This is a genomic window from Zhengella sp. (assembly GCF_041397485.1).
Lineage (GTDB): Bacteria > Pseudomonadota > Alphaproteobacteria > Rhizobiales > Rhizobiaceae > Zhengella.
Window position 1 is genome coordinate 242072 of the sequence record NZ_JAWKWO010000002.1, and the last position, 12545, is coordinate 254616.

The following is a 12545-nucleotide window of genomic DNA, read 5'->3' on the forward strand; positions in this document are numbered from 1 at the left end:
TAAGAAAAAATATATTATAAGTTGTTATGACTGTGTCAGCCGCTCCGCAACGAGCGCGGCCAGGCGGTTGGCAACCTCATCCTTACCCATTTCCGGCCAGGCATCCTCGCCCGACGCCGATACGACGACGACGCGGTTGCGGTCTGCCCCCATGACCCCGGTCTCGCCGATGCCCGTGCCGGCGGAGACATCGTTGGCGACGATCAGATCGGCGCCCTTGCGCTTCAGCTTGCCGCGTGCGTGCTCCACCACGCCGTGAGTCTCGGCGGCGAAGCCGATGACGAGGCGCGGCCGGTCTTCATGGTGGCCAACAGTCTTCAGGATGTCCGGGTTCTCCGTCAGCTTCAGGTCCGGCGCACCGGCGGAGCCTTCCTTCTTGATCTTCTGCGCCGCGGCGTTCTCCACCCGGTAATCCGCCACCGCGGCAACGAATATGCCGGCATCGGCGGGCAGCAGGCCTTGCACCGCCTGCATCATCTCGCGTGCGCTCTCGACATGCGTCACGGTCACACCGGCGGGGTCGGGGATTGCCACGGGTCCGGAGACAAGGCGCACATCGGCGCCCAGCCGGGCCAGCGCGGCGGCAATGGCATGGCCCTGCTTGCCCGACGAGCGGTTGGCGATGTAGCGCACCGGGTCGATCGGTTCGTGCGTCGGCCCGGAGGTGACGATGATGCGCCTGCCGTTGAGCGGCTTGGGTCTGGTGTCGAGCACGGCTTCGACGCGCGCCACGATCTCCATCGGCTCGGCCATGCGTCCCTCGCCAGCCTCGCCGCTCTCGGCCATTTCGCCGCGCCCGGGGCCGGCAAAGGCGATGCCGTCGCGCGCCAGCGTCTCGCGGTTGCGCCGCGTGGCGGCATGGGTCCACATGGCCGGGTTCATGGCCGGCGCGATCAGGACAGGCCGGTTGGTCGCCAGCAGCACGGTGGATGCCAGGTCATTTGCCAGGCCATGGGCCATTTTCGCCATCAGGTCGGCGGTGGCCGGGGCGACGACGATCAGGTCGGCTTCCCGGGAAAGGCGGATATGGCCGACATCGTGCTCGTCCGCCCTGTCGAAAAGGTTGGTGAAGACGCGATCCGCCGTGAGGGCGCCCACGGCCATTTCCGTGATGAACTGCTGCGCGGCTGCCGTCATCACGCAGCGTATGGAAGCCCCGCGCTCGCGCAGGCGGCGGATCAGGTCAAGGCACTTGTAGGCCGCGATGCCGCCGCCGATGACGAGCAGGATACGCTTGCCGGCGAGTGTCTGGCGGATGCCCGACGCACGATCCACCGCCACATCGGCCGGGGCGATCGCCGGAGGAATATCGGTGGCCGCGGCGAGTTCGGCGAAATGGATGCGCGCTTCCTCCTCCATGGACCTGCCATTGGCGGCGGCACGGCGGCGCAGCGCGTCCTTGACGGCAGGATCCAGATTCCGAATGGTGATCGAGGCCATGATTGCGTTCCGTCAATTCCAGTGATTGCAATGCAATCACAATGTTTGGCGCAAGGCAATCCGGTCGTCACGTCACCTGGATGGCGATCCAGAGCGCGCAGGCGGCAATGACCCAGAGCGCGATCTGCCCGGAACGGGTATGGCGGGCTTCCGCCTTGCCGATGGCACGCGCCGTTTCCTCGTCGAAACGCAGGCCGTTTTCGGCCATGGTATCGAGCTCGCGCGACAGCCGCTCGGCACGGCGGGAGAATTCGGGCGCCTGGCGCGCCAGGTTGACCAGCGCCCCCAGCCCCTCGCGAGCATCCTCGGCCATGCCGCGCGGGCCGAGATTGGCGCGGATCCATTCGCCCACCACCGGTTCGGCTGTCTTCCACATGTTGAAGGCCGGATCGAGTTCGCGGGCAACCCCTTCGACCACCACCATGGTCTTTTGCAGCAGCAGCAATTCAGGCCGCGTCTGCATGTCGAACAGTTCGGTCACCTCGAACAGCAGCGTCAGCAGCTTGGCCATGGAAATGGTTTCGGCCGACTGCCCGTGAATCGGCTCGCCAATGGCGCGGATCGCCTGGGCAAAGCTCGCCACGTCGTGGTGTTCGGGCACGTAGCCGGCCTCGAAATGCACCTCGGCCACGCGGCGGTAGTCGCGGGTGATGAAGCCGTAGAGGATCTCGGCGAGGAAGCGGCGCTCCTTCTTGCCGATGCGGCCGGCAATGCCGAGGTCCACGGCAACGATATGGCCGGCATCGTCGACAAACAGGTTGCCGGGATGCATGTCGGCATGGAAGAACCCGTCGCGAAGGGCATGGCGAAGGAAGGACTGGATGATGGTTGCGGCCAGCTTTTCCAGGTCGTGGCCGGAAGCGCGCAGCGCCTCGATGTTCGACATCTTGATGCCGTCGATCCACTCCATCGTCAGCACGTCGCGGCCGGTGCGTTCCCAGTCCACCTGCGGCAGGCGGAATCCGGGATCGTCCTGCGTGTTCGCCGCCATTTCCGAAAGGGCGGCTGCCTCCAGGCGCAGGTCCATCTCTATGCGGGTGGACCGCTCCAGCGTTCGCGTCACCTCCACCGGGCGCAGCCGCCGCGTGGCCGGAATGAAGCGCTCCTGCAACTGCGACAGAAGCAGGAAGGCTTCGTTGTCGTGGGCGAAGCGCTCGCGCACGCCCGGGCGGATGACCTTGACGGCGACCTTGCGCAGCCCGTTCACATCGTCGATTTCGGCCGGGTGAACCTGGGCGATGGAAGCCGCCGCGATGGGCGGATCGAAGCGCGAGAATACATCCTCCACTGCGCGTCCGAGCGAGGTTTCGACGGCCTTGCGGGCCGCTGCCCCGGAGAAGAAGTCCATCCGGTCCTGCAAATGGGCCAGGTCGAGCGCGATCTCCCGGCCCACCACATCCGGCCGCGTGGCCATGAACTGGCCGAGCTTGACATAGGAGGGGCCGAGGCGATTGAGCGCCCGCGACATGCGTTCGGAGCGGTCGCGCTCGCGCACGCGGCGGCGTGCCAGAAGCCGCGCCACCTGCCAGCCAAGGCGCGGCAGGCCTTCCAGATGCTCCCCGGGCGCGGCGGCGATCACACCTTCGCGAACCATGATCCAGCCCGCGCGGGCCAGCCGGAAATATGCGCCGATCGTGCTCATCTTGGCCTTACAGTTTCCAGCCGGAATGCAATGCGCAAATGCCGCCGGAATAATCGCGCCAGGTCACGCGGTCGAAGCCGGCGCGGCCGATCATGGTGGCGAAATCGCGCTGGTTGGGAAATTTGCGAATCGATTCGACGAGATAGCGATAAGGCTCGCCATCGCCGGTCACCGCCTGCCCGATGCGCGGAATGGCATTGAACGACCATGCCTCGTAGACACGGTCGAGGAAGGGCATGCCGACCTCGGAAAACTCCAGCACCATCAGGCGCCCGCCGGTCTTGAGCACACGGAAGGCCTCCGAAAGCGCAACGTCGATGCGCGGCACGTTGCGGATGCCGAAGGCGATCGTATAGGCGTCGAACGTATCGTCGGCGAAGGGCAGTTCCTCCGCATTGGCCTCGACGAAGGTGATCCGGTCATCGAGGCCGCGCTTGACGGCGCGGTCCTGGCCCACCGCCAGCATGGAACCGTTGATGTCGAGCACCGTGGCCTCGGCATTGCGGCCGGAAGCCTCCACGATGCGGAACGCGATGTCGCCCGTGCCGCCAGCCACGTCGAGCACATGCCAGCCGGCACGCTTCGGCGGGTTCAGCCACGCCACCATGGCATCCTTCCACGCCCGGTGCAGGCCGGCGGACATGAGGTCGTTCATGATGTCGTAGCGCTCGGCGACCTTGTGGAAGACGTCGTTGACAAGGCCCTGTTTCTCGCCGCTTTCCACCGTGCGGAAGCCGTAACTCGTCTCCATGCCGCCTGAAGCGGTTGTCCGGTTGCCTGACATCAAATCCACCTGTCGCAAGTCGCGCGGGACCATAGAAGATAATTCCCGGGCGCGCTATCGTGAAAACCGCGATGAAGCGGCGCAGGCCCTGCGTGCCCTTTGCCCGCACCGTTGAAAAGAAGGAAATTCCACGTGTCCCGATTGCCGAAGGCCGAGATCCACTGCCATATCGAAGGCGCTGCCGCCCCCGCGCTCGTGCTCGGGCAGGCAGAGAAATACCATGCCGACATGGCCGTCTTCATCCGCGACAATGCCTATGTGTGGCAGGACTTCACCAGTTTCCTCGCCGCCTATGACGCCGCCGCCGCCCTGTTCCGCACGCCGGAGGACTATGCGCTTCTGGCGGAGGATTACCTCGTTTCGATCGCCGCCGAAGGCGCCATCTATGCCGAGTTCTTCACCTCGCCCGATCATGCCCGCCATGCCGGGCTTTCGCCGGAGGCCTATACGGAAGGACTGGCCGAGGGCATGGCGCGGGCAAGGGAGAAGACAGGCATCGAATCGCGTCAGATCGTGACCGGCGTTCGCCATTTCGGCGTCGATTCGGTCATCGACGCGGCGCGGTTCGCCACCCGTTGCGACCGGGCCATCGTGTCGGGCTTCGGCATGGCCGGAGACGAGCGCATGGGCGCACTGGCCGATTTCGTGCAGGCCTTTGATCTTGCGCGCGAGGCCGGTCTTGGCATCACGGTTCATGCCGGCGAATTGTGCGGCTGGGAAAGCGTGGCCGGCGCGCTGGACCACATCCGGCCTTCGCGCATCGGCCATGGCGTTCGCGCCATCGAGAACCCCGACCTGGTGCGCCGCATTGCCGACGAGGGCGTGGTGCTGGAATGCTGCCCCGGCTCCAACATCGCGCTTGGCGTCTTTGCCTCCTTCGCCGACCATCCCCTGCCGGCGCTGATGCAGGCGGGCTGCCGGGTGACACTCAATTCCGACGATCCGCCGCATTTCCATTCCACCATCGGGCATGAATATGACATCGCGCGGACGCATTTCGGCCTCGACGACACGGCGCTCCTTGCCTTGACCCGCACCGCCATCGAGGCGGCGTTCGTGGACGAGGAGACGCGGGCCACGCTCATGGCGCGGCTGGCAGATCGCTGACCGATACGGGGAGGGCGGTCCGGCCGGTCCGGCCGGACAACGCCTTTACCCGGCCGTTCGCGCGCTCCAGTTTCCGGCGCATGTCTTTCGAGAGGCCGGCTTCCAGTGCCTGCGCGGTCGCGTCCTTGTGCGCCACGATCAAGCGCAGCCGCTCCGCATCCATCATCCAGGCGCGGACGGGGTGCGACACCACAACGGTCGCCGTGGCCGGCGCACCGCTCATCGCCGAGAATTCGCCAATGATCTCGCCTGCGCCGCAATGGCCGAAATCGGTTCCGTCGATCATGATGGCGGTCTGGCCGGTGGCAAGCCAGACGAGGTTTCCCACCGCTTGCCCCTGCGCCGCCAGAACGGTTCCGGGCATGAGATCCACCCATGCGCCCTGGCCGATGAACCGCAGGGCCGCGCCCGGGGGCAATCCGGGCAGGAGGTTTTCGGCCAGCGCCTTTTCCTCGGCCGTGAACACCGTCCGCCGGTTGACCCACCATGTCCACGACAGCTGCAGCAGGTTGGTCGTGATCAGCAGGCTTTCCCAGAAGGTGGAGACCGGGTCGCGCAGGATTGCGGCGGCATAGGTGATGCCGACGATTGCCGATGCGATGACGAACAGGCGCAACAGCACCATGCGGCGCATGGTCATGGAAATGACCAGCAGAAGATAGGAGGCATGACCAAGCATGCCGCCGGCGGAAAAGGCCGATTCGAATGTCAGGTCCATCACTTGTCCCCGGCACAGGATCTGTGCGACGACCCCCGGTGAAATTTCATACAAAAACTGTGACAGTCCGGCTGTGACCTGTGGCACATGGGGTGCGGCCCCGTTACTCTTGCGGCCGGAAAAACGTATCGGAGACCCAACATGGCGAACGTCACCGTCGTCGATCACCCGCTCGTCCAGCACAAACTGACGATCATGCGCGACAAGGAAACCTCGACGGCTGGCTTCCGCCGCCTGCTGAAGGAGATTTCCCATCTGCTTTGCTATGAGGTCACCCGCAACCTGGAACTCACGACCAAGCATATCGAGACGCCGCTGATGGGCATGGATGCGCCGACACTGGAAGGCAAGAAGCTGGTCTTTGCCTCGGTTCTGCGGGCTGGAAACGGCTTGCTGGAAGGCATGCTCGATCTCGTTCCCGCAGCCCGCGTCGCCCATATCGGCCTTTACCGCGACCATGACACGCTGGAGGCTGTCGAATACTATTTCAAGGCACCGGGCGAACTCGGCAACCGTCTTGTCATCGTGGTCGATCCGATGCTGGCGACCGCCAATTCGGCCATCTCCGCCGTGCACAAGCTCAAGGAACGCGGCGCCAACAACCTGCGGTTCGTCTGCCTTCTGGCCGCCCCCGAAGGCGTGGAGAATTTCTCCAGGGCCCATCCCGACGTGCCCATCTATACTGCCGCCATCGACAGCCATCTCAACGAGAAGGGCTATATCGTGCCCGGCCTTGGCGATGCGGGCGACCGTATGTACGGCACGAAATAGGCCGGCTTGCCTCTGGCAGGAAGGTTGCGCGCCGGTAAGCCTGCATTAACGCAAGCGCGCGAAAGCCGCGCCCGCCATGGCCGCGTTAAGCGGTCCCACACATTCTTGCGGTTTCATGGCGTGCCGAGGGAGCGCGCCATGAAGAATCTGATCCTGCTGAGCGTTTTCGTAGGCCTTTCCGCCTCTGTGCCTGTGCTCATCCAGTCCAATCCGGACCTTTTGCGCACCATTGCCAAAAGGGTGCATGAGGATGACGCGCTTCAGCTCTCCAGGGTCGAAACAGCGCCGGAAAAGACCGCCGCCGGCCCGCTCTCCGGCCGCAGGCACCATATCCGCATCGATGAACTTGGCCATTTCCGCGACGAATTCCGGCTGAACGGGCGCCGAACGACCGCCATGGTCGATACGGGCGCAACGCTGGTGGCCATCAACCGGTCGACGGCGCGGCGGATCGGCATCAGGCTTTCGAACGCCGATTTCATCTATGAGGTCAATACCGCCAACGGCAAGACCAAGGCGGCCGCCGCGGTGATCGACCGTGTCCAGGTCGGGCGGATCGAAATCGACCATGTGAAGGCCGTGGTCCTGGACGACAAGGCGCTGGCGGGAACGCTGATCGGCATGAGCTTTCTCAAGCGTCTGGACAGTTTCCAGGTCCGGGGCAACACCTTGCTTCTGGAACGATAGCGGCCCTGCCTGTCATGCAGTGATACGGCGGAGCACAGCCGGTGCGGGCCGCTGCTTGTCCTGCACGATTTGGCAAGCGCGGACCACGTCGGCAGTCGCCCGCTCGGCGGCCGCCCGGTCGCGGGCATGGACGCGGGCCAGCGGATCGCCCCTGGAGACATGGGTGCCCACAGGAAGGAGCCCGGACAGGCCGACCTGCGGGTCGATCGCGTCATCCACCGTTTGCCGCCCGCCGCCGAGGGCAACGACCGCGACTCCGATGGCGCGCGTATCGATGCCGGCCACGAAGCCTGCCGCCGGTGCAGGCACGTCCACCTGAACCGGCGCCGAACCGAGATGGGCGCCAGCCTTTTCCATGAAGTCGGACGGGCCGCCGAGACGCGACACCATGCGCGCGAAAACCTCCGCGGCACGCCCGCCGTCAAGCGCCTCGATGGCACGCTGGGCACCCTCGTGGTTCGATGCGGCGATTCCGCTCAATTGCAGCATTTCGGCGGCAAGGGCCAGCACCACCTTCTCCAGCCGCGCGTCACGGTGCCTGCCGGTCAGGAAATCCACCGCATTCATCACTTCCAGCGCATTGCCAGCCGCCGAAGCCAGCGGCTCGTTCATGCCTGTCACCAGCGCATGGGTCTTCAGGCCGGCGCCATTGGCAACCTCGACAAGGCGGCGGGCCAGTTTGCCCGCCTCGCGGCCGGTTTCCATGAAGGCGCCATTGCCGCATTTGACGTCGAGCACCAGCGACTGAAGCCCGGCGGCCAGTTTTTTCGACAGGATGGATGCCGTGATGAGCGGGATCGATTCCACCGTCGCGGTCACGTCGCGAATGGCGTAGAAGCGCTTGTCGGCCGGCGCCAGGTCACCGGTCTGGCCGATGATGGCGCAGCCGGTCTCCTTCACGCAGGCGCGGAAGAGCGCGTTGTCCGGCTGGCTTCGATAGCCGGGTATGGAATCCATCTTGTCCAGCGTGCCGCCGGTATGGCCCAGTCCCCGGCCGGAAATCATCGGCACATAGGCACCGCAGGCCGCCACGATGGGCGCGAGCATGAGCGAGACATTGTCGCCGACGCCGCCGGTCGAATGCTTGTCGGTCACCGGGCCGGGCAGGTCCGACCAGTCGAGCACGGTGCCGGAATCGCGCATGGCCAGCGTCAGCGCGACGCCTTCCTCCGGCTCGAGGCCACGGAAGAACACGGCCATGGCAAAGGCCGCCACCTGGCCTTCGGAAACAGCCCCGGATGTCATTCCGGCAACGAGATGGCGGATCTCGTCGGCCGGGAGCCTGCCGCCATCGCGTTTCTTGCGGATGATCTCGCGGGTGAGCATCAGTAGCCTTCGCCGGCGCCGGCCTCGCCGCCCGCCCCGGCATGGGCCAGAAGATCGGAAAGGATGCCCGAGGCGCCGATTCGGAAGGTCTGCGGCGTCGCCCAGTCCGGCCCCATGATCCCGGCCGCCAGATCGAGATAGGCCTTGCCGTCGGCCAGTGTCCGCACGCCGCCCGAGGGCTTCAGGCCGACCGGCCTGCCGGATGCGCGGATTTCCTCCAGCATGACACGGGCCGCATCGAGCGAGGCGCCGTGCGGGGTCTTGCCGGTCGATGTCTTGATGAATCGCGCGCCGCCGGCAATGGCCGCACGGGCAGCGGCGCGGACGTCGCCGTCGTCCTTCATTTCCCCGCTCTCCAGGATCGCCTTGACCGGGTGGGCGCCAGCAGCCGCGACGAAGGCGGCCACCTGTCGGCTCACGAAATCCGGCTCGCCGGGGATCCTCGACCGGCTGATCACCATGTCGATCTCGTCCGCGCCATCGGCGATCGCACGGCGGGTCTCTTCCAGCGCGTCTTCGAAGTGCTCGCTGCCATGCGGAAAATTGACGACGGTGGCGATGCGGATGCCGGTGCCGGCCAGACGGTCGCGGCATCGGGCGACGAAGCGCGGCCAGACGCAGACCGCGGCCACCGGGCCTGCCGGCGTCACCGCGCGATCCAGCAGCCGGTCGACATCGGCGCCGGTGCAGGCATCACCGAGTTCGGTAAGATCGAGGCAGGATATCAGCCGGGCGGCAAGGGCCGCATCCGTGTCTTCAGCCATTCAGGTCTCCTTGCGCCAGGGCGCGGGTGAGGATCGCGGCAAGCTTGCGGCCACCTTCCGGCGCCATGTCCTTGGTTTCCTGGTGCGACAGTTCCGCGCCCGTCATGCCGGCGGCATGATTGGTGATCACCGAACAGGCGGCGACACGCAGGCCCAGGAAGCGGGCAAGGATGACTTCCGGCACGGTGGACATGCCGACGGCAGTGGCGCCCAGGATTCGGGCCATGCGGATTTCCGCCGGCGTCTCGAAAGACGGGCCGGAAAACCACATGTAGACGCCCTTGCCAAGCGCGATGCCTTCGGCCTGCGCCGCCGTTTCGATGGCTGCGCGCATGGTCTTGTCATAGGCCTCCGTCATGCCGACGAAACGACGGTCGGTCGGCTCGTGAAAAAGCGGATTGGAGCCGGAAAAGTTGATGTGATCCTCGATCAGCATGACCGAGCCCGGCGGCAGGCTCTCTTCCAGTGATCCGGCGGCATTTGTGAGGACGATGCGCTTGATGCCAAGGCCCTGCAGCGCTTCCAGCGCGGGCCGCATGGCCGCGGCATTGGCGTGTTCGTAATAGTGGCTGCGGCCCGACAGCATGAGCACCGGGACGCCGCCCAGATGACCCGCCACCACTTCCCCGGCATGGCCGGTCACCCCGCTTTTGGGAAAGCCCGGCAGGTCGCCATAGGGGATGCGAATGGCATTCTCCACGCCCTCGACAAGCGTGCCGAGGCCGGAGCCGAGCACGAAGGCGATGCGCGGCGTCAGGCCGTTCAGGCGTTCCACAAGGATGTCGACGGAATGGTTCATCGCACCGCCTCGGTATCGAAAGCACGCGGAAGCATGTCCGCCATGGTCATTTCCTCGACAATGCCGGACTGGTCGCACAGGTAGATCCGTGTCTGCGGTCCGGCAAACTCGGCCAGGCGCTGGCGGCAGCCGCCGCAGGGCGTGATGCGATCCATCTTTTCCGCCACGACGCAGATTTCCGCGATCTCGCCGCCTCCGGCCATGACGTAATGCCCGAGCATTGTGGTTTCGGCGCACCAGCCTTCCGGAAAGGAGACATTCTCGATATTGGCGCCGGCATGAATGTTGCCGTCGGCGGTGCGCAGGGCCGCGCCGACGGGGAATTTCGAATAGGGCACATGCGCCCGCGCCATCGCATTGCGCGCCGCGGCGAAGAGGTCGGTGGCCATGTCAGCGCTCCTTGACATAGGGCACACCGCCGGCGCGCGGCGGAATGGCCTTGCCGATGAAGCCGGCCAGCAGGATCACCGTCAGGATGTAGGGCAGCGCCTGCATGAACTGCACCGGCACGGTGCCGATGAGCGGCAGCGGCTTGCCTTGAAGCGAGATGCCCAGCGCTTCGAGATAGCCGAACAGGAGGCAGGCGAACATGGCATTGACCGGCCGCCACTTGGCAAAGATCAGCGCGGCCAGCGCGATGAAGCCCTTGCCCGCCGTCATGTCCTTCACGAAGCCGGCATTCTGCGCGACCGAGAGATAGGCGCCGGAAAGCCCGCAAAGCACGCCGGTGATCATCACGGCGCGGTAGCGCAGGAAGGTGACGGAAATGCCGGCCGTGTCCACGGCGGCCGGGTTCTCGCCGACGGCGCGAAGGCGCAGGCCGAATCGGGTGCGGAAGAGAACCCACCAGGTCACCGGCACCATCAGGAAGGCGACATAGACCAGCAGGTAATGCCCGGAAACGAGCTCGCGATAGACGGGGCCGAGCACCGGAACGCCGGCGAGGCTGTCGGCAAAGGGCAGGGTCCAGGAGGCGAAGCGCTCCTCACCGACCAGCGACGGCGTGCGTCCGCCCTGCTTGAACCACGCCTGGCCCAGGATGACGGCGCCGCCGGCGGCGATGAAGTTGATGGCCACGCCGGAAACGATCTGGTTGCCGCGCGCGGTGATCGAGGCAAAGCCGTGGATCAGGGCGAAACAGACCGACACGACAATGGCGAAGAGCAGGCCGATCCATGCCGAACCGAAGGCAGTGGCCGCTGCCGCGCCGGCAAAGGCGCCGGCCAGCATCTTGCCCTCCAGGCCGATGTCGAAAACGCCGGAGCGCTCGGAATAAAGGCCGGCGAGGCAGGCCAGCAGCAGCGGGGCGGAAATGCGGATGGTCGAGTCGAGGACGTTGAGACCGAGATAAAGGTGCCAGTCCATCAGTGGCTCTCCCCGCTGGCGATCGGCGCGGCGCGCACATCCTCCTGCATCACACGCCCGAAAAACGCCTGGACCGCGGGGCGGAACAGGTTTTCCAGCGCACCGGCAAACAGGATCACAAGGCCCTGGATGATGACGATCATGTCACGGCTGATATTGGGCATCTCGAAGGCCAGTTCCGCCCCGCCCTGGTAGAGCATGCCGAAGAGAATGGCGGCCGGAATGATCCCTGCGGGATGCGAGCGTCCCATCAGCGCCACCGCGATGCCGACAAAGCCGGCGCCGGTGACGAAATCCAGTTGCAGGCGGTGCTGGTCGCCCATGACCGGGTTGAGCGCCATCATGCCCGCCAGGGCGCCGGAGATCATCATGGTAATGACGATGATGCGCGTTTCGGAGACGCCGGCATAGCGCGCGGCGCGCGGCGAGAAACCCTGGGTGCGGATCTCGTAGCCCAGCCTGGTGCGCCAGATCACCAGCCAGACCACGAAACTCATCACCAGCGCCAGGACGAAGGACAGGTTGAGCGGCGTGGAACGCAGCTTGAAGCCGAACATGGTGATCAGCCAGTCGAGCTTGGGCAGGTGGGCGGCCGCCTCGAAGGTGCGCGTCTGCGGTGCCATGGAACCCAGCGGCTTCAGCGGCCCGACCAGAAGGTAGACCATCACCGAGGCCGCGATGAAATTGAACATGATCGTCGTGATGACGATATGGCTGCCGCGCCGGGCCTGCAGCACGGCTGGAATGAAGGCCCAAAGCCCGCCAATGGCCGCCGAGGCCAGGATGGCCAGCGGGAAGTTGATCCACCAGGGAAAGACCGTATCGAAAGCCAGGCAGACCAGCGCCACCCCGAGACCCGCGATATAGGCCTGGCCTTCACCGCCGATATTGAACAGGCCGCAATGGAACGCCACGGCGACGGCGAGGCCGGTAAAGATGAAATTGGTTGCGTAGAACAGCGTATAGCCGATGCCCGAGCCCGATCCGAAGGCGCCGGAAACCAGGATGCTCGCCGCCTTGAACGGGTTTTCGCCCGCCAGCAGCACGACAAGGCCCGAAACGAGGAAGGCGACTGTCAGGTTGATCAGCGGGATGAGGCCGTAATCCGCCCATGCCGGCAGTTTCGCGTAAGGTGTCGCCAT

Annotated in this window: 13 protein-coding genes; 3 read left to right on the top strand and 10 right to left on the bottom strand. The window is 65.6% G+C overall.

Annotation, left to right across the window (positions count from 1 at the left end; all coding sequences use genetic code 11):
* Positions 1 to 24: 24 nt before the first annotated feature.
* The 3 genes from coaBC to ubiE form a co-directional block, all read right to left on the bottom strand.
* Positions 25 to 1440, bottom strand: a complete 1416-nt coding sequence (gene coaBC, locus R3D65_RS07175) for a bifunctional phosphopantothenoylcysteine decarboxylase/phosphopantothenate--cysteine ligase CoaBC (RefSeq protein WP_371274536.1) — start codon at positions 1438 to 1440, stop codon at positions 25 to 27.
* 67 nt (positions 1441 to 1507) lie between these two features.
* Positions 1508 to 3082 carry a 2-polyprenylphenol 6-hydroxylase gene (ubiB, locus tag R3D65_RS07180; RefSeq protein WP_371274537.1) on the bottom strand — a complete coding sequence of 525 codons (1575 nt, stop codon included), beginning with the start codon at positions 3080 to 3082 and terminating at the stop codon, positions 1508 to 1510.
* Between the two features lie 7 nt (positions 3083 to 3089).
* Positions 3090 to 3866 carry a bifunctional demethylmenaquinone methyltransferase/2-methoxy-6-polyprenyl-1,4-benzoquinol methylase UbiE gene (gene ubiE, locus R3D65_RS07185; RefSeq protein WP_371274538.1) on the bottom strand — a complete coding sequence of 259 codons (777 nt, stop codon included), beginning with the start codon at positions 3864 to 3866 and terminating at the stop codon, positions 3090 to 3092.
* A 141-nt stretch (positions 3867 to 4007) separates the two neighbouring features.
* Here ubiE and R3D65_RS07190 point away from each other — a divergent pair, with 141 nt between their 5' ends.
* Positions 4008 to 4973: an adenosine deaminase gene (locus R3D65_RS07190; protein WP_371275004.1), complete on the top strand. Its 966-nt coding sequence runs from the start codon at positions 4008 to 4010 to the stop codon at positions 4971 to 4973.
* On the opposite strand, the gene R3D65_RS07195 is transcribed toward R3D65_RS07190, so the two are convergent.
* Positions 4948 to 5691: a cyclic nucleotide-binding domain-containing protein gene (locus R3D65_RS07195; RefSeq protein ID WP_371274539.1), complete on the bottom strand. Its 744-nt coding sequence runs from the start codon at positions 5689 to 5691 to the stop codon at positions 4948 to 4950. The two genes, R3D65_RS07190 and R3D65_RS07195, sit on opposite strands and share 26 nt — an antisense overlap.
* Before the next feature lie 141 nt (positions 5692 to 5832).
* Here R3D65_RS07195 and upp point away from each other — a divergent pair, with 141 nt between their 5' ends.
* Entirely contained in the window at positions 5833 to 6462 is a 630-nt protein-coding gene (gene upp, locus R3D65_RS07200; RefSeq protein WP_371274540.1) for a uracil phosphoribosyltransferase, read from the top strand.
* 138 nt (positions 6463 to 6600) lie between these two features.
* Positions 6601 to 7149 carry a TIGR02281 family clan AA aspartic protease gene (locus tag R3D65_RS07205; protein WP_371274541.1) on the top strand — a complete coding sequence of 183 codons (549 nt, stop codon included), beginning with the start codon at positions 6601 to 6603 and terminating at the stop codon, positions 7147 to 7149.
* A 12-nt stretch (positions 7150 to 7161) separates the two neighbouring features.
* Here R3D65_RS07205 and deoA read toward each other — a convergent pair whose 3' ends face one another.
* The 6 genes from deoA to R3D65_RS07235 are packed head-to-tail and all read right to left on the bottom strand — an operon-like array spanning position 7162 to position 12545.
* Complete coding sequence (gene deoA / locus R3D65_RS07210; RefSeq protein WP_371274542.1) at positions 7162 to 8475, bottom strand: thymidine phosphorylase; 1314 nt, start codon at positions 8473 to 8475, stop codon at positions 7162 to 7164.
* On the bottom strand, positions 8475 to 9239 hold the full coding sequence (gene deoC, locus R3D65_RS07215) for a deoxyribose-phosphate aldolase (protein ID WP_371274543.1): 765 nt from the start codon (positions 9237 to 9239) through the stop codon (positions 8475 to 8477). Before deoC ends, deoA begins: the two co-directional genes overlap by 1 nt.
* On the bottom strand, positions 9232 to 10038 hold the full coding sequence (locus tag R3D65_RS07220; protein ID WP_371274544.1) for a purine-nucleoside phosphorylase: 807 nt from the start codon (positions 10036 to 10038) through the stop codon (positions 9232 to 9234). The genes deoC and R3D65_RS07220 overlap by 8 nt, the downstream gene beginning before the upstream one ends.
* On the bottom strand, positions 10035 to 10427 hold the full coding sequence (locus R3D65_RS07225) for a cytidine deaminase (protein ID WP_371274545.1): 393 nt from the start codon (positions 10425 to 10427) through the stop codon (positions 10035 to 10037). The genes R3D65_RS07220 and R3D65_RS07225 overlap by 4 nt, the downstream gene beginning before the upstream one ends.
* A 1-nt stretch (position 10428) precedes the next feature.
* Positions 10429 to 11403 carry an ABC transporter permease gene (locus R3D65_RS07230; RefSeq protein WP_371274546.1) on the bottom strand — a complete coding sequence of 325 codons (975 nt, stop codon included), beginning with the start codon at positions 11401 to 11403 and terminating at the stop codon, positions 10429 to 10431.
* A complete protein-coding gene (locus R3D65_RS07235; protein ID WP_371274547.1) occupies positions 11403 to 12545 on the bottom strand; it encodes an ABC transporter permease in 1143 nt (380 codons plus the stop codon). Before R3D65_RS07235 ends, R3D65_RS07230 begins: the two co-directional genes overlap by 1 nt.